14 protein-coding genes and 1 pseudogene are annotated in these 18,320 nt (G+C 37.2%); 7 read left to right on the top strand and 8 right to left on the bottom strand.

The genetic code is table 11. The features are described from left to right. Positions 1-446: 446 nt before the first annotated feature. The gene (locus F6K15_RS00375; protein WP_293055653.1) at positions 447-575 is read right to left on the bottom strand and encodes a hypothetical protein; all 129 of its coding nucleotides are present in this window, start codon (positions 573-575) and stop codon (positions 447-449) included. A 70-nt stretch (positions 576-645) separates the two neighbouring features. Here F6K15_RS00375 and F6K15_RS00370 point away from each other — a divergent pair, with 70 nt between their 5' ends. Both F6K15_RS00370 and F6K15_RS00365 read left to right on the top strand, forming a co-directional pair. Next, positions 646-1,128, top strand: coding sequence for a hypothetical protein (locus F6K15_RS00370; RefSeq protein WP_293055650.1), 483 nt, complete (start codon positions 646-648; stop codon positions 1,126-1,128). Positions 1,129-1,275: 147 nt separating this feature from the next. After that, positions 1,276-1,716 carry a hypothetical protein gene (locus tag F6K15_RS00365; protein WP_293055647.1) on the top strand — a complete coding sequence of 147 codons (441 nt, stop codon included), beginning with the start codon at positions 1,276-1,278 and terminating at the stop codon, positions 1,714-1,716. A 231-nt stretch (positions 1,717-1,947) separates the two neighbouring features. On the opposite strand, the pseudogene F6K15_RS38965 reads toward F6K15_RS00365, so the two are convergent. From F6K15_RS38965 to F6K15_RS00345, 5 genes and pseudogenes are all read right to left on the bottom strand, one after another. Continuing rightward, a pseudogene (locus tag F6K15_RS38965) lies at positions 1,948-2,116 on the bottom strand (IS1 family transposase); the annotation flags it as partial. A 1,680-nt stretch (positions 2,117-3,796) separates the two neighbouring features. Next, positions 3,797-7,930: an SdrD B-like domain-containing protein gene (locus F6K15_RS00360; RefSeq protein WP_293055644.1), complete on the bottom strand. Its 4,134-nt coding sequence runs from the start codon at positions 7,928-7,930 to the stop codon at positions 3,797-3,799. 119 nt (positions 7,931-8,049) lie between these two features. After that, positions 8,050-8,202, bottom strand: a complete 153-nt coding sequence (locus F6K15_RS00355) for a hypothetical protein (protein ID WP_293055641.1) — start codon at positions 8,200-8,202, stop codon at positions 8,050-8,052. 336 nt (positions 8,203-8,538) lie between these two features. Continuing rightward, positions 8,539-8,754 (bottom strand): hypothetical protein, encoded by a 216-nt coding sequence (locus F6K15_RS00350; protein WP_293055638.1) that lies wholly within the window; start codon positions 8,752-8,754, stop codon positions 8,539-8,541. Between the two features lie 1,038 nt (positions 8,755-9,792). Continuing rightward, positions 9,793-10,989, bottom strand: a complete 1,197-nt coding sequence (locus tag F6K15_RS00345; protein WP_293055635.1) for a phosphoglycerate kinase — start codon at positions 10,987-10,989, stop codon at positions 9,793-9,795. A 131-nt stretch (positions 10,990-11,120) separates the two neighbouring features. Between F6K15_RS00345 and F6K15_RS00340 the strand changes: the two genes are divergently transcribed. Further along, positions 11,121-11,531 (top strand): universal stress protein, encoded by a 411-nt coding sequence (locus F6K15_RS00340; RefSeq protein ID WP_293055632.1) that lies wholly within the window; start codon positions 11,121-11,123, stop codon positions 11,529-11,531. 536 nt (positions 11,532-12,067) lie between these two features. On the opposite strand, the gene F6K15_RS00335 is transcribed toward F6K15_RS00340, so the two are convergent. Further along, entirely contained in the window at positions 12,068-13,774 is a 1,707-nt protein-coding gene (locus F6K15_RS00335) for a SulP family inorganic anion transporter (protein ID WP_293055630.1), read from the bottom strand. Positions 13,775-14,237: 463 nt separating this feature from the next. Between F6K15_RS00335 and ylqF the strand changes: the two genes are divergently transcribed. Next, positions 14,238-15,092, top strand: a complete 855-nt coding sequence (gene ylqF, locus F6K15_RS00330) for a ribosome biogenesis GTPase YlqF (protein ID WP_293055628.1) — start codon at positions 14,238-14,240, stop codon at positions 15,090-15,092. Positions 15,093-15,958: 866 nt separating this feature from the next. Here ylqF and F6K15_RS00325 read toward each other — a convergent pair. After that, positions 15,959-16,771, bottom strand: coding sequence for a SnoaL-like polyketide cyclase (locus tag F6K15_RS00325; protein WP_293055625.1), 813 nt, complete (start codon positions 16,769-16,771; stop codon positions 15,959-15,961). Positions 16,772-17,398: 627 nt separating this feature from the next. Between F6K15_RS00325 and F6K15_RS00320 the strand changes: the two genes are divergently transcribed. The 3 genes from F6K15_RS00320 to F6K15_RS00310 all read left to right on the top strand — a co-directional run bounded on the left by F6K15_RS00320 (position 17,399) and on the right by F6K15_RS00310 (position 18,243). Then, positions 17,399-17,527 carry a hypothetical protein gene (locus tag F6K15_RS00320; protein WP_293055622.1) on the top strand — a complete coding sequence of 43 codons (129 nt, stop codon included), beginning with the start codon at positions 17,399-17,401 and terminating at the stop codon, positions 17,525-17,527. Between the two features lie 291 nt (positions 17,528-17,818). Next, complete coding sequence (locus F6K15_RS00315; RefSeq protein WP_293055620.1) at positions 17,819-17,962, top strand: hypothetical protein; 144 nt, start codon at positions 17,819-17,821, stop codon at positions 17,960-17,962. A gap of 143 nt (positions 17,963-18,105) precedes the next feature. Then, positions 18,106-18,243: a hypothetical protein gene (locus tag F6K15_RS00310; protein WP_293055617.1), complete on the top strand. Its 138-nt coding sequence runs from the start codon at positions 18,106-18,108 to the stop codon at positions 18,241-18,243. The last annotated feature ends 77 nt before the right edge of the window (positions 18,244-18,320 follow it).

The raw sequence follows: 18,320 nt of genomic DNA, 5'->3' as shown, positions 1-18,320 counted from the left end.
CCCTAGTAGTTAGTAGTTAGGAATATAGGTCTTCATATTATATAGCAGTCGAAGAAAAGGTTAAGACATATCAAAAGCTTAAAACTCAGACAACGCTAGATTTTTCCTTCTTTCTTCTCTCCTAGATAACTAGGGAGTCCTCCTGTAAAATTGCTGTCGGTATGGCGACATATAGTTAGGAGGGAATAGAAGGAAGGAGGAGAGATAAAGAGAATAGGCGGTGGTGCATAGTAATGCTAGAGATAGTGTGGGAAGTTTGGGAACCCACCCCTAGCCCCTCCCCCTCCCAGGAGAGGAATGTGGGAAGTTTGGGCATAAATTAAAAAATATAGATCTTTAAGCATTACGCGAGCAGGATAACCGAAAATATACCTAAGTATAAATTACGAATAATTTTACCTACTTAATTATTGTTCCAAATGGTAATATCAAGTCTTATTAATTAGCTATAATAAAAATGTTTTATCTGATAAATTTATCCCTGTTTCCTGTTGCCTAAAATTTTGATTGTAGGTATTCAAAGATACATGATATAAGTGTCTAAATTCATGGCGATCGCTAGTATATTTAATCACAAGGGACAACTAGAAGGCAGAATATTTGAAAAAAAACATCTACAATTCTATATAAGCAACTATAAATTTGATGAAAGTTAATCTAGATTATAGTAATTTTATATTTTTTATATTGTTGGTAGTGAATGCTTTTTTCTTATTCACTTTCACCCCTTCAATTCAAGTTTTAGCCTTAATTAAACCTGGAGAAATAAATGAGAATTCTATACTATTAACTGAGTCATCACGAGATAATTTGCAGATATGCTCTCAGCAAAATCTGCCTTTAGTTACATCTTTTTATGTAGAAACAGCTAATTTTTTTGCCAATATCTGTCGAAAGCCAAATGGTCAATTAATTTATATTGGTGGTCAAAAAGCTAATCCTGAAAATTATATTAAGATAGCTGCAATAGCTGAAGAGGGAACTGGATATGTTGCTGAAGACGGAAATACTACCTATATTGTAACAGGTGCTACTTTAAGTATTGTAGAAAATGGTAAGACTATCAGTGAAGAACAAGTAACCTATATGTGTAGTCAATTTTCTGAAAAAGTATGTCAAGAGAGATAGTATATCTATTAATTTTTATTTGAAGAAAATTTAATTTGCCTCCCTTGCCAGATATGCTTTTGATTAAATCATAGAAATTTAATTATTAAATTTTACTTCTATGTTGTATCATGGAACCCATTAATTCATTTATCAGAGGACTAAACTGTGAATTTTGTTAAGACTAATCAACAGCTCTTAAAGTTAGGACTATTGACAATAACTACATTCTTTTTATATACATTTTCAGCAAAAGTTCTAGCATATCACAACAATCTAGAAACAGAGCAAGGGACTATATTATTAGCTGAACTTCCCCGGAATGACCGACGTATTTGTCTTCAACGTGGAGACAACTGGTCTGAAGTAAATTATTTTGAATCCAAGAACTATTTTGCTAATATTTGTCGTCAACCAAATGGTCAATTAATGTTAGTTGCAGGCAGAAAATCTAATCCGAATCAAGTTTTAGAGTTACCTGTAGAATTTAATCAAGGATATGCTGCAATTGATGGTAATAAAACTTTCAGAGTGAATGATGGTTCTTTTAGTCTAGCAATCAATGGTCTGGTCGTGAAGAGAGAAGAAATTACTTATCAAGAACAATAAAACGAGGTATTGTTAATTTGCGATTGAAGCAAAAATTAAAAATTAAGATGTTAGAGTAATTATTTCCTCTATTCATTATGGTAAATCAATACAAACAGTATCTAATATATTTCGGTCGTCCTGTATATGTAGTGATAAAATTGTGGTCAGGTGATATAGCTGCTGCTAGTCTCCCCTTCTGATGTAGCGCAGCGAAACGCTTCTTTTAGTTTCTATATCAATTGCTAATCAGAGCCATTGTTTGTGATTTTTATTGTCAATAAAATGACTACATTTCATAACATTGGATGGTGAGTTTACCCAGTTTTTTCTTAGTATATTTAATAGACCGAGAAATTTCAGCATACTTATTATTAACGTAATTCTGGAACCATTTTTTCGACACACCTGTTACACGAATTAAAAAGTGCCAAACTAACTTATCAATTAATTATTTGGCTTAATTACTAAATATAATTTATTTACTATTTTCCACAAATTGTCACAGATAATTTTGACACTGATATTTTTGTTTTTCCGAAGTGAATCATCCCATTTTTAACAATATAATTAGGGTTTGCTTATGGAAAGTCTTTTTGCTGGGGTAGGAGACAGGAGATAGGAGACAGGAGACAGGAGACAACCCACCCCTCGCCCCTCCCCCTCCCAGGAGGGGAGAAATGGCTCGGGAGCGAGGAGGTAGGAGCGGGCGTTTTGTCCCAAGATTGTTCTGCCATAGTCAGCCCAAAATACTAGCTTTTTGAGCAAAATCAACTGAAACAGGTGTACTGCAATTCGACCCTAAAAATGCTCAAACCTTTATATATCAATACTTTTATAATTAATCAGCAGAGCAATAATTACTACCACAACTAGGGCAGATTAGTTGATTATCTGACATTTTATTATAGAGATAGAGATTTTTTCTGATTACTGTTAATAGATAATAGAATACTTTTTGGTTAGAATATTTGGGGTTAATTCCTGATGATTTTATAGCTGATGATATGAAGTGTTTTGCTGCGCGACATGAAAGGCAGAGAGAGGCTAGAGGCAGCTATATTCCCTAGACAATAATTTTGAAATTTTTCAGCAGGAGAAAACTTAACTGGAGAGTACAAAGTTCTTCTAAAAAACGGTGTGCTATCCAGACTGAAAGTTTTACTGGAAAAGGCTTACAGCACCTATTGTTCTGAATGGATAGTTTTTAACCTTGAGTCTCTGAAAGCCTTGGCTAGCAATAGTTATTCCAAGAACTTTACACTGTCTAAAAACGTAATATTTTCAAGATTAATGTTAAAAACTAATCATTTATATTGACTTATCACTACATATACAGGACTATCACTTATCTAGTGTACATACAGCATTAATATCTACATCTCAATCCCAATAAAAAAATTTTCCAGTTTACAAAATTGTACCAAGTGCAGCTTTGTAACACGAACTTTTTATTTTCGCTTATACCAATTAAAAAAAAGAATGCTACAAAAAGGTAGATATTGATCGAATATGCTTAAAAATAGCTGCTCCAGTTAATTTTAGATATAGCGCTGCGCGCAGGCAACAGGCAACAGGCAACAGGGGGAATAAAAAGCTTATCATATAAGACTTTTAGCTATTGGACACCTCCTGCAATTTGTAAATATGCCAGGGCACATTGCTATAGTTATTTCTATCGTTTTTCCCTTTTTTTCAAAATTTTCCCCTTCTTCCTTCTTCCCTCTTCCTTCTTTTGTACGGACACCCTTATGCAACGTCCCTACCATTTGTAACAAACATTTATCAAATTGGTATTACCGAAAAATTAATAATTAATAATTAATAATTAAATAATTCGCGCTTTGAAGCCTCCCCTTTTCAGGGAAAAACAAAGACAATATTCCTTATATTCAATTCCGTAACGGTTTTAACCAGAGGTAATTATCAATTATGCATTATCCATTAATGAAAAGTAGATTTGGTATCAAAAACTCTTATCTAAAAAAAAGAGCCTCACAGACGTAATTTCTGTGAAACTCTTATATCAATTCAACTATTAACTTTACTTAGACTTCTAAATTTGCTATTGCCAATGTCTAGAAAGTCTTATCCAAGAAAATTAGATAGAGAAGTCAGGATTAACATAGTAACTCAAATCATCATCGATGAGACCATTGATATCAACAGTACCTAGATTCTGATAAAAACCACTTTCGACAGTTTCGACCTGCTGCACTTCTAATTCTTTGATCTTGAATCGGTCTTCAGGAGTTGGGTCGGAGGTAGAAGCTGCAATAACAAGTATATTACCACTTACTTCACCATCATTGATATTTGCCCAGCGTGAACTTGAACTGAAGGTATCATTGTCTTCTGTGAATTCAAGACTGTCTAAGAAATTATCACTTAAGATATTGTGGTCAGTGAACGCATCTTCCTTGCTACCTACCCAATAGGTAATATCACTGTCATTTGTTACGGAAGCTAATAATGCCTCATCGACAACAACATCCTCAGAGAATTCAAATAAGACATAGTTGTCTCGGTATACATTGTCAACTTTATGCTTGTTATTGCTTCCATCACCTTCTGAGTTATCGGTGACTCCGAGTCCACCAGAGAAACTACCCAAAAAGCCTTCATCCCAATTTCCGTGTTCATCGCGACTGAAAGCACTGGCGTTGACAGAAAGGTCACCAGCATCAAAGGTACGGATATTGCCATTAGGACCATCTAAACCACTATTGCCTGTGAAATTGAAGGTTTCAGTTGTACCCTCTGTAACTGTGGTCAGGTCTTGAGCTGTTCCTGTTTGTTCGTAAGTCCAGGTTTCACCAGGATCTAAGGTGTTATCGCCATCACCTTGGCTAACGATGTTGGTAATTGTGCCTTCCTGGTCGTCAGTTACGTCAATATCAGATTTATCAAATGGTACATCACCAGTATTGGTTACTTCATAAGTCCAAGTAACTGTCTCGCCAGCAGCAATTTCTGCTGCTTCCTCTAGAGTGTCAGCATTTACGCCGTTGGTGAACTTCTCAATGTCAATACCAGGATTTTGAGGTTCGTCAGGGTTGGTGTAACTACTTTGGTCTTCATCACTTACAGAACCAGCAGTTACAGTTCCGATATTGACGTAATTGCCGATGCTGGTGTCACCCGCTACAGAAATATCCAGTTTTTTCAACTTGAAGTTATCCATACTGTGATCGTCACGGGCAGAAATAACTATGGTATCACCTGTTAACTCATCAGCATTAAAGTTAGCCCAGCGTTTGTAGTCACTACCACCATTACCGCCATCGTTATTTTCCTTGGTGAAGCCACTTAAGATATTGCCGTCCAAAAGTGAAATGTCTCCATCGCGATCGCCAATCCAAACTGAGATATCGCTATCATCGACGATATAATCAAGTAAGGCTCGATCTACGGTGACATTTTGGTCGAACTCAAAGAGGATATAATCGTTGCTACCACCATTATCTACTCGGTGATGGGAACCACTTTCATTACGATTGGTAACACCTAAACCACCACCATAAGCTCCAAGGTAAGCGGTTCTCCAGTCTCCACCGCTCTTGTTACTGCTGAATGCGCTGACATCTACTGATACACCATCTTGAGTAAAGGTACGGACATTTCCGTAATTGCCCGTTGTGGAACTGCTACCTGTTAGATTGAAGGTAATGTCTTGGGAACCGGTGGCAGTGCTTAAGTCTTGAGCAGTTCCTGTCAGTTCATAAATCCAGGTTTCATTAGGATCTAATGTGTCATCTCCATCACCTTGGTTAGAGATGTTGGTAATTGTGCCTTCTTGGTCGTCAGTAACCTCAATCTCAGATATATCAAATGGTACATCACCAGTGTTGGTTACTTCATAAGTCCAAGTAACTGTCTCACCAGCAGCAATTTCTACTGCTTCCTCTATGGTGTCAGCATCTACTCCATTAGTGAACTTCTCAATGTCGATACCAGGGTCTTGAGGATCTGGTTCGCCGTTAACATAGTGACTGGGGTCTTCGTCGGTGACATCATCAGCAACAACTGTACCGATATTTTTATAGATACCGTCACCTATGCTGTCAAAATCTAAGCCTGAAATAGCACCACTACCAGCAAGTTCAACTTCTATCTTGGCAACATCACTGTCATTGATATTTAAAGTTTGGAGACTACCATTTCCAGGAGCAGGAATTGAGGTAGTATCTATTATATTTCCATCAACATCAATAGTGCGAACTTCACCACCCGTTTCCTCAATATCTACAAAGTTAATAGAGTTGAGTTCGATTGGGTTATCCAAGTCAAAGGTAATGACCCCACCACCAGCATTGTCATCAGGATCGGAACTGTCACCATCTTCGGAAATGATTAAGATGTTGCCTTCACTGTCTGTTGCTAAATCTGGGTCTCCACCAGTTGGGTTAGCACTGTCAAAGATCATGGCACCGAATTCAGTAGCGGAAATGGTTACCCCTAGGTTCTGGTACTCGTCATCAATAATTGTGCCAGCAGCTAAAGCATTACCCTCACCATCGGTTTCAAAATCAATAACATTGTTAGTAACGGTAGATAAATCTTGAGCTATTCCTGTCTGCTCATAAATCCAGGTTTCATTAGGAGCTAAGATGTTATCACCATCCCCTTTGTTAATGATGTTAGTAATTATGCCTTCTATGTCGTCAGTGACTACAACTTCACTTTCATCAAAGGGTACATCACCAGTGTTGGTTACTTCATAAGTCCAAGTAACTTCCTCACCAGCAGCGATTTCTGGTGCTTCTTCTGGTGTGTCAGCATCTACAGTGTTGGTAGACTTTTCAATTTCGATACCAGGATTTTGAGGTTCTTCCTCATAACCGAAGTCTTGGTCGAGGTTGTCTTCCCCTGTTCCCAGAGTCACATCAGACATACTGTCATTAACACCATCTGGGTCCACAGTATTTACTACATCATCTGGTAAGGTATCGGTATCTACCATTACTGTGTAGTCACCACTGTTTAACCCATCGAATAAGTATTGACCATTAGCATCTGTGGTTTCGGTGGCATCAAATGTACCATCACTATCAATGTCTAGTTTGACTTCTACTCCTGCTATGCCTTCACCTGCATCTGGTGTACCATTACCATTTTCATCTAGGAAGACAGTGTCTCCGATGCTGCCTGTGGGAGTTGCGACAATTCCTGCATCTACATCTAGATTTTCTTCACCAGGTGCTAGGATGACTACATCTGTCATGCCATTGCTTGGGTCAGCATCAGAGTCTGCTGCATCATCCCCACCTTGGTCTTGATCTGTGAATTCAAATCCTTCCGGTAGGTCAGAGAATGTGACTTTATACTCTTCACCAGGGTTGAGATCCTCGAACTTATACATACCATCTGCATCAGTGGTAGTAGTTACTGTGGTGTCGTCGTTCCCTTGGCCAATTATACCATCTTCTCCACCACCAGTTAAGGTTACTGTTACTCCTTGTACTCCATCTTCTCCATCATCTTGGATACCGTCCCCATCATCATCAAAGAATACTTTGTCTCCTAAAGAAGCCGAAAATTGAGATGATAATTCCACACCAGCAATGATGATTTGATTGTTATCTGGTGGTACGAGGATAACAGCTACTTTTTCTCCTTCCTGGGGGACAAAATCAGCATTATTCTGTGCTTCAGCCACAATTGCAGCCACATTGGCATCACTAATTCCACCAAACATATCAGTGAAATAATTTCTGAAATCGTTACTGAGGTTGGGAGTACCATCTACTAATTCCCAAACTGCTGTTTGGATATCAGCTGCACTAAATCCTTGATTGATAAATGTGTCCTGGTTATTAATTAACCAATTGACCATACCTAAATTCTCAGGATTTTGTACCCCACGAGCTGTTAATTCATCATAGATACTTGTGTCATAGCTGGAGTAGACTGAAGCTGAGAAATCTGTCGGGTCTACCTCATCTGCATCAACACCGAAAGTTGGCAGGTTAACATCTTGATCGTCAGTGTCACCATCACCATTATAATCATATCCAACAAATGTTAATGCTGCGTCAAAATCTAGACAATAACTATCAAAAGAACCATCGAGCAGGTTAGTAGAATCATTGATTTTCAGATCAAAATAGCTGGGATCGCCCAAGGCAATATCCAAGTTTTGACCTTGCGGTCCGCCTTCTGAAATATTTCTTTGGATAGCGGTGACTGTAACCTGCTCAGGCAGGATATTTTTCAAATTGTCAATATTGCTCATAGTTTTTATCTAAGTAAAAAGTAATACCAATTTCATAAACTTAGGCTACACTGCTTATCTTAGTTAATATTATTTAGCTCCCACATTAGGCAGGTTATAGTAGAAATTTTGAATATTTTTCAAGTAAGACAGGGTAAGTATTTCAAGATTTTTGCCATTATAGATTGAGCTGAAAAATCCTTGTCTTTCAACCGATCGCATTCATTCAATTTTTGATGAGGATGTGTAGCGATCGTACTATCAAGTGCAATCACATTTAATTGATTATTCACTCACCATTGATATCCCTAGACTATTCAATGAAAGAGTGATATTAAATCCTGTTTAGCTAGACCACAAACAAGTAAACTACAATCTATAAAATATCAGGCTTTTCTCAATAAGATATGTGGTTTCTAGTCACCGGATTTTACATGAACAAAAAGCCTTTAACAAAATACCCCAATAACATCCGTTAACGTGCGGAATGTAGGTTATATGATTTCATTACTTGAGATATGATGTGTAGCTATCTTTAAGGAGATTGGTATAAAAAAGGATGTGAAGAAAACAGATAATCAAAGGTGACAGCTATATAGCTGCCAACCCCAAATAGGATTTAGGCTTTGTTACTTGCCTTCTTTGTGTGACTCTCCACGTTTTACAGCTAGCAAACTACCTCCAGTGAATGCAATCAGACTAATAACACTCATGGGTTCAGGTACTTCTTGAGGGCCAGGGGGCAGCGTAATATTGGCCAAAGCAGGCATAGAAGAACCAACAACAGTGATAGTGGTAGCAGCAGCGAATAAAGTCTTTTTCAACATGGCTAGATACAACTCCATAAAATTTGCTTGATGTCATCATCTTATTTTACTTTTCTTGGAAACTACAAGAGGAAAAACACGTTTTCACGAAATCTTCATTGAATCTTCATGGAAATCACTTACAGCTTCATCACTTCTTCATAAAAGTCTCAGTAGAAACCCATATTTATAACTATATAGTACTTTTGTATTAGGTCAAAAAAACATTTAGTATCAAACCGTATAGCTACAAAATTGATACATACTCAATACATACTGAGTTTTTTAATCTTTCTTTATTTAATATTTCTTTATATTGCTATTGTTGAAAATTATAAAGTTCAAAACATATCTTCTGATTAATAAAAGTTTACTTAAATCTTGATGAAATCCGAATTTATAGCAGAAGTTAAGAAGTAAGAAGTAATATTACATTCGGTTGAATACTTATAAATAAATTGTGTGAGGAGTCATATCAAATCCGGTAGCATCGGTTTAATTAGATGGTGAGTAGGGGAGTAGGAGAGTAGGGCAGTAGGGGAGTTAGGGAGATACGGAGATGGGGATATCGAGAAATATTTGGTAATGGTTGAAGATGAAACATTTTTTACGTGCCGAATTAAACGGATTTGATATCAGGAGTCCGGAGGGAAGAAAGAAGAAGAAATAGAAAGTTTATTTCCCTTCTGCGTTCCTTCCTACTAAATGTAAGTATTTCCTGCGGAATGCTGCGCAAACAGCTATTAGCTGTCAGCTCTCATGAGGGGGTTTAAATGAAAATAGACTGTCAGCTCTCAGCTGTTATGAGGGGATTTTAATATATAGACTGTTTTAGCCAGCTAGAGAGCGTAAAATTTAATTCTCACTAAATTAGTAAAGCTTTTATCTAGAACTAAAAAAAGGAATAGCTGAAGTCCGCAGTTCCTCCTCCGGAGGCTGGCTGAAGTCCGCAGTTACGAGCATAGGAGGCTAGCTGACGGCTGAAGACTTACTATTTAACTTCTTCGACAATGCAAAATGCTTCCCTATTTTAGATTGTAAAACAGAGAAGCACCTACCAAGTTTGCTTAAAACAATTTATGCTTCGTCTAAAGCAACGATACCAGGTAATTCCTTACCTTCTAACAATTCCAAACTAGCACCACCACCAGTAGAAATGTGACTCATTTTTTCACCCAATGTCAACTGTTCTACAGCAGCAACAGAGTCTCCACCACCAATAATAGTAATAGCATCCTGCTTATCTGCAAGAGTGCGTGCGATCGCCTCAGTTCCCTTCGCAAATTTTTCCATCTCAAACACACCCATCGGACCATTCCAAATCACAGTTTTGCAATCACCCAAAGCATCTTGGAAAACCTTTGCAGAGTCAGGACCGATATCCAAACCCATCCAACCATCAGGAATAGCTTCGACACTAACAGTTTGAGTATTAGCTTCTTTGTCAAACTTGTCAGCTACAACTACATCAGTAGGTAATAACATCTCCACACCTTTCTCTTTTGCCTTAGCTTCCAGAGACTTAGCCAATTCCAACTTATCGTCTTCAACCAAAGAGTTACCCACACTTAAACCACGAGCTTTGTAGAAAGTGAAAATCATGCCACCACCTAATAGCAGCTTATCGCACTTATCCAACAAAGCATCAATCACACCAATTTTACTAGAAACCTTAGAACCACCAATAATAGCAGCTAAAGGTTTTTGAGGATTATCAACTGCACCTTGGAGGAATTTTAATTCCTTTTCAATTAAATAACCACCTACAGAAGGACTCAAATATTTCGTCACACCCTCAGTAGAAGCATGAGCACGGTGAGCAGTTCCAAAAGCATCATTCACATATACATCCGCCACAGAAGCAAGTTGCTTGGCAAACTCTGGGTCATTTTTCTCCTCTCCAGGGTAGAAGCGAACATTCTCCAGCAAAACTACATCACCATCTTGCATCGCTGCCACAGTAGAAGTTACATCCTCACCAATACAGTCGTCACACTTTTTAACTTCCTTACCCAATACTTCAGAGAGTCTTTCTCCCACAAGAGTCAGACGCATATCCTCATTTACTTTTCCCTTCGGACGTCCAAAATGGCTAGTCAAGATAACTTTTGCACCTTTGCCAATTAAATCTTGAATTGTGGGAAGAGCTGCCCGAATCCTAGTATCATCTGTAATACTACCATTATCAACAGGCACATTAAAGTCTGCTCGCATGAGTACCTTTTTGCCAGATAAGTCAGATGCCGATAAATTTGCTACAGTTTTTTTTGTCACAGGATTAATCTCCTAAGTATTTGTTTTATCAATGTCCATTAATGGGGTATGGCCCATTAATGGATAAATTAGATTACCCAATTCGTTCACGATAAACATATTATCGGAGTCCGTGCCTCAAATATACTTCTATGTTTAAAACAGTTCTATTTCCTGTAGACCGTAGCCGAGAAGCTCGCGAAGCTGCGGAAAAAGTGATTAACATTGTCAAGACATATCAAGCTCGCCTGGTAGTAATTTCAGTGCGAGAAGTAGTTTCAGAAGGCCAGGAAGCTTTCCACCCAGAAATGACTTCTGAGCAAACAGTTACCCAACTTTTAGAGGAAGCTAAGGCTCTATTTGCCGAGCAGGGTATTGAAGCTGAAACTGTCCAAAGGGAAGGCCATCCGGCTTTTACTATCTGTGATGTGGCAGATGAGATTAATGCTGACTTAATTGTGATTGGCTGTCGAGGTACTGGTTTAAGTGAGGAAGGAGCTACTGATAGTGTCAGTAACCGGATTATTAATCTTTCTCCTTGTCCAATTTTGGTAGTACCTTGAATAATGAATAATTAATAATGAATAATTAATAATGAAATAAGAACAATAAATAATGAATAATTAATTAAAGATAATGATTATTAACTATTAATTGTTAATTATTTAGGGTTTGCTGAAAAAGTCTTATGCGTGAGGGTAGCAGACAGGAGACAGGAGACAGGATAAATGGGTACTTAGAGGAGGTAGGAGTAAGAATTATAAGAATGATTTTTCTGCCCAACTATGCGCCTAAAATACTAAATTTTTGAAGGTTTTAGGCTGAAAACCAGGCACTTTTTAAAGACCCTAAAAAGGCTAAAACCTTTATCTGTAAATACTTTTAGATTTAATCAGCAAGCCCTATTTAGATGTTTATCTAGTTAAATTAAATTCTGATAATTATTAATTGTTAATTGTTAATTGTTAATTATTCATTATAATTGATAGCTGTTTAATTTGCTATTGGCAATTTCCCTCCCGTTAAATCGCGGATTATAACGGGAGAACCCTTGCTGAGTCAAGTTGGGAAAAATCCGGTTTCTATAATAAAAATAGGATTAAGTGCTGGGAACAGCAGGTTTTTGGATATCTTCATAGTTAGAACTTTGTTTTTGCTTCACTATTTGTAAACCTTCCTTAAGTGCAGTTAGGCGATCGCCCATCCAGTAATTCTCTGGAATTAAGCCAGCAATTCCCAGTTTTTCTAACCGACGTTTTACCTTTCCAGTTGCTCCAACCATAATTATATTTCTTCCAGCATCGATCGCTTCTTGAATAGCATTTTCAATTGCCAAAGAAGAAGTTACCCCTAGAATTGGCACTTCACTCAAATCGACAATCAACACATCATAATTACTAATGGCACTATGTTCTCTGGAAATCGCTTTGGCTACTCCAAAAATCATTGGCCCACTTAAATGAAACAGTAAAACTCGGTCATTTGCCCAATCCAAAATTTGCTTTTCTTCATCAGTCATGACGATTTGATCGTCCGCATCAGTAATCGCTTTTACAGACTGAGATTGCATTTCTTCAAGACGTTCAATGGTTAAAATATTTGCGACAAAAACTCCCACCGCAACCGCTACCATTAAATCCACAAATACCGTGAGGAGGACCACGCTATAAACAATTCCGGCAGCCTTCCAAGAAATTTTGTGAACCCGTTTGAGGAAACCCCAATCAATAATATCAATTCCCACCTTTAAGACAATTCCTGCTAAGACAGCTAGAGGAATTCCGGAAGTTAAAGGTGCCGCCCATAACACAACAATCAACAGGGCTAAAGCGCGACTAATGCCAGATAAAGCGGTGCGTCCTCCCGCTTGAATACTAACTACAGTTGCTGTTGTGGCTCCAGATCCAGCAATTCCACCGCATAAACCTGTAATTAAATTAGCCACCCCTTGACTGATTAATTCTTTATTAGATTTATGTTCAGTTCTGGTCAAACTATCTGACACCAAACAAGTTAATAGACAATCAATAGAACCCACCATACCCAAAACCATAGCATTCACAAACATTAACCGTAAATTTTCAGCGGTAAATGTAGGCATTTGCAGTTGTGGCAAACCGGGGGTAATTTCTCCAATTGTAGCGATCGTCCGAATTTCAATGTTTCCAAAGAAAATCAAAGAAATCGCTGTACCAATTACCAAAGCTATTAGTTGGGGAGGGACTAACTTTTTTAGTTTGGCGGGACAAAAGAATAAAATTCCTAGAGTAATTAATCCTAACAACGTTTCCCATGGATTAATATTGGTAATCAAATTAGGGAAAGCCTTAATCACGCCAATTACTCCACCAGAGGGGGTTTCTTGACCGATAAACGGCGCAATTTGCAAAAAAATCAAAATCACGCCAATTCCTGTCATAAAGCCAGAAATGACGTTATAGGGGAGCATGGTAATATACTTCCCCAACCGCAGGACTCCAAATAGGATTTGAAAGATACCCGCCATCATCACCACGGTAAAGGCCATTGCTAGACCACTTTCAGGATTTACGGCCATTAATTCGGCGATAACAGCGGTGACAATGACAGTCATCGGCCCAGTTGGTTCAGAGATTAGACTAGGGGTGCCACCAAATAAAGCGGCAAAAAATCCGACTAAGATTGCTCCCCACAAACCTGCAGCAGCACCTGCTCCAGAAGCAATTCCGAAAGCTAGTGCCATTGGCAGGGCCACCACTGCAGCAGTCAACCCGCCAAAAATATCTCCTTTTAGGTTTCGGAAATGAATCGTATTGGTAATTTGCATGAAAGATTTCCCTGAATCACAATTAAGATGCTACATCTAAATAGGGTTTGCGCTCAAAAGTCTTTTAGTAGGGGTGGGAGACAGGAGACAACCCACCCCTAACCCCTCCCAGGAGGGAAAAGACAGGAGACAGGAGGAATAATAAAGAAGGTAGTCGGATATATTTGTCCCTTAATTTTTCTGCTCAACTCTTGCACAAAATGCTAGTTTTTTTGAGCTTTCTTGACCGAAAAGCTGGCACTTTTTTTCTCCCATTAAAGGCTGAAATCTTTATATTTCAATGCTTTGATAGTTAATTAGCAAAGCTTCAATAATCCAAATACGATCCTAAATTTATTTGGCCAAAAAATCAGGTCTCAAGCCTCCCCTTAATAATCAAGTTCAATATTTCAAGTCTCTGACTTTAGGCAGAGGTACTGATAACTGATAACTGATAACTGATAACTGATAACTGATAACTGAAATGACTATACAATGGTATCCTGGCCATATTGCGAAGGCCGAACGAAATCTTAAGGAACAACTGAAACGGGTTGATGTGGTTCTGGAAGTTAGAGATGCTCGTATCCCGCTGACTACTAATCATCCCCAGGTGTCTGAGTGGGTAGGAAATAAGGCCCGGGTATTGGTTTTGAACCGCATGGATATGATTTCTTCGGATGTGATGAAGATGTGGCAGGAATGGTTTGAAGCTGAGGGACAAGTGCCTTATTTTACTAATGCTAAGTTGGGTGATGGGGTGAAGGGTGTGGCTAAGGCGGCGCGGGAAGCTGGTCGTGCTGTTAATCAGAGAAGGCGCGATCGCGGGATGTTACCTCGTCCTGTTCGTGCTGTGGTTATTGGTTTTCCTAATGTGGGAAAGTCTGCTTTGATTAATAGGTTGTTGAAGAGGAAGGTTGTTGAGAGTGCTAGACGTGCTGGTGTGACTAAGCAGTTAAGATGGGTACGGATATCTGATGAGATTGAATTGTTGGATGCTCCTGGGGTAATTCCTAGTAGGATTAAAAATCCAGAGGATGCGATTAAGTTGGCTATTTGTGAGGATATTGGGGATGCTGCTTATGATAATCAGCGAATTGTTGCGAGTTTGATTGATTTGTTGATGTCTCTAGAGGTTGATAGTAATGGTTTTGTTTCTGCTTCTTGTTTAGAGTCTCGCTATGAGTTAGAAGCGAGTAATTATACAGGTGAAGGTTATTTACATGAGGTGGCAAATCAACTTTATCAAGGAGATGTTGAGCGTACTGCTAGACGAATTTTGGATGATTTTCGTAAGGGTTTATTAGGGCAAATTCCTTTGGAGTTACCACCAATTTAATTCAAGAAGTAGTTTGAGATTTAATCAGTAAGTCCTATATAGTTTCTTGAAGCTTCACAGGATGAAAATATTTCTGATATTGCTCTGAGGCAGAATTCCTCCATAGGGTGAGGGCTTTTTAACCAGGAAATTTAGTTGAATAAATAGTCATGCGTAGGGGCGAGCAACCCCTTATAGTATTTATGATATCAGAATTTTTGTGAGGATGCAACCAAAAATCCTTTGAACCGCCGATCCTCTAGGAGCTTAATACAATGAAAATATTGGTGGCTTCCCCACTCAGGGGCGATGGATGAAAATATTTGATGAGGGGAAAACAAGTATATAGTTCCTGGAAGCTTCACAAGATGAAAAAAATTCTGGCATTGTTCTGAGGCAGAAGTCCTCAATAGGGCGATCGCGTCTTAACAAGGAAATTTAGTTGAATAAATAGTCATGTGTATGGGCGAAGGACCCCTTATAGTATTTATGATATCAGAATTTTTGGTTGCATCCTCACAAAAATTCTTTGAGCCGCCGATTCTCTAGGAGCTTCATAGAATGAGAATATTGGTGGTTTCCCTACTGAGGAGCGATGGATGAAAAGATTTGATGAGGGGAAAAAGGGGAAAAATTTGATTCTAATCTTAAAAGGTGAGTAAGGAAGTAGGGGAGAGGAAATAGGGGAGTATTTTTCAATCTTTTCGGTGTATTGCCTCTATTCGACTCCCGACTATAACTCAAAAATTTAATCGCGGACAAGAATAGCAAATTGGTTCTATAAACCTCTTGCAAAATTTTTAATTAAACCAATTCAAGATATAGAATCAACAATTTCTACCCTATTCCTTGACTTATGGAATAAGTCTTATAAACCGCATTTAGTATTACTGCATAAAAGCTGCAAAAGGACAGCGACTTACTGGTGAATTAGAGACTTTTGGATTTTTTTTCAACGGCAAAAAGTTTTTGATAAAACCCATAAATTTCTGTTGTAAGGGATTAGAAGTTTGTGTTCCTCCAGATGATTGTTGTTGCTTTTGAGCAATAGCTTTCCCACCGGATGTTAGACTGTCTAAAAATTTTGTATTGTCATAATAGTGTTCCAATGACAAAATCTTTAAATCATCACTAACTTTGACAATACTTATTCCAATAACTTCAATTGTCTCTCCTGTGGAAACATAATCTTTATAACTTCCTAGAAAATGTCCCCAATGTCTCCATTTAACAACAATTGTTGGTGGTGGAGAGTAAACTTCTACGACTTCCCATAAAAAACCTTCGGGAAATGCTGTATGAAAGAGATTTGTGGAAGTCTCAAAACTTTCTTCTGAAGCTTTGTAATGTTGAGTATTACCTATCAATAATTTGTAAGTACCTGAGTTGATTAAATCTTGTAATTGATAATTAGTTCCACCGTTTGTACTCATGCGGAATTTATCTTGAACTACAGTTAACCAGTCTTGAGGATTTGTTTTGAAATTTGCTTCAATATCGAATGTTCTTACTAAGTTTTGTACAATTGATTCAAGAGAGTTTTCTGGGTGGTTATATTTACTTTCTTTGGCTAGATTTTTAGTAGAAGTAGTGTAATTTGGTGCTGCTCCATTACGCCATTTTACATCCTGACTGGATTGTAATACTTTCTCTCTATCTTGAACCCATAATGGTAGATTATCGGTGTTAATTTGAGTCATTATGTACCTCGTTTCATTAATTGATAATGGATAATTGATAATTACCTCTGATTAAAACCGTAACGGAATTGAATATAGGGATTTTTTTTCAAATTGATAATGAAAAATATCACGAAAATCTCAATTATTGATTAATAAAAGCTATTTCTAATTATCAATTGTAAATTATCAAGTTCGCTATTGCTAAAAAGAGGCAATAAAGCTGAATTGATTAATTATCAATTATCCATTGGTTAACTATTAGTTAATTGGTGTTGGTGAATGATTGTATTATTTTTAGTAGGGGAAATTTCCTACGGAATGCTCCGCAAACGCGAATTTCCCGTACAGTAGTTAGTAGTTAATAGTCAGTGGTTAAAACAGTTTTTTCCTGACTATTCATCTGATTCTGATAGAAATTTCATACTTTATGTCACTAATACCAGTTAATACAGAAATAGATTGCCAAAATCATCATTAACTGGAAAATATTTTTAGTGGTCAGTAGTCAGTAGTCAGTGGTTAAAACAGTTTTTTTTTCCTGACTATTCATCTGATTCTGATAGAAATTTCATACTTTATGTCACTAATACAAGTTAATACAGAAATAGATTGGCAAAATCATCATTAACTGGAAAATATTTTTAGTTGTTAGTAGTCAGTAGTCAGTGGTTAAAACAGTTTTTTCTGACTATTCATCTGATTCTGATAGAAATTTCATACTTTATGTCACTAATACAAGTTAATACAGAAATAGATTGGCAAAATAATCATTAACTGGAAAATATTTTTAGTTGTCAGTAGTCAGTGGTTAAAACAGTTTTTTCCTGACTATTCATCTGATTCTGATAGAAATTTCATACTTTATGTCACTAATACAAGTTAATACAGAAATAGATTGGCAAAATAATCATTAACTGGAAAATATTTTTAGTTGTCAGCAGTTAAAACAGTTTTTTTCCTGACTATTCATCTGATTCTGATAGAAATTTCATACTTTATGTCACTAATACAAGTTAATACAGAAATAGATTGGCAAAATAGTCATTAACTGGAAAATATTTTTAGTTGTCAGTAGTTAAAACAGTTTTTTTCCTGACTATTCATCTGATTCTGATAGAAATTTCATACCTGATTTCACCAAGACCAGTTAATACAGAAATTGATTGGCAAAATAATCATTTACTGGAAAATATTTTTAGTTGTCAGTAGTTAAAACAGTTTTTTCCTGACTATTCATCTGATTCTGATAGAAATTTCATACCTGATTTCACCAAGACCAGTTAATACAGAAATTGATTGGCAAAATAATCATTTACTGGAAAATATTTTTAGTTGTCAGTAATCAGTAGTCAGTGGTTAAAACAGTTTTTTTCCTGACTATTCATCTGATTCTGATAGAAATTTCATACCTGATTTCACCAAGACCAGTTAATACAGAAATTGATTGGCAAAATAATCATTTACTGGAAAATATTTTTAGTTGTCAGTAGTTAAAACAGTTTTTTCCTGACTATTCATCTGATTCTGATAGAAATTTCATACCTGATTTCACCAAGACCAGTTAATA

Origin of the sequence: Okeania sp. SIO2B3, from assembly GCF_010672525.1 — a bacterium.
Lineage (GTDB): Bacteria > Cyanobacteriota > Cyanobacteriia > Cyanobacteriales > Microcoleaceae > Okeania.
Note: the sequence above shows the minus strand (reverse complement) of the source record. Positions and strands in the feature narration are given on the sequence as shown.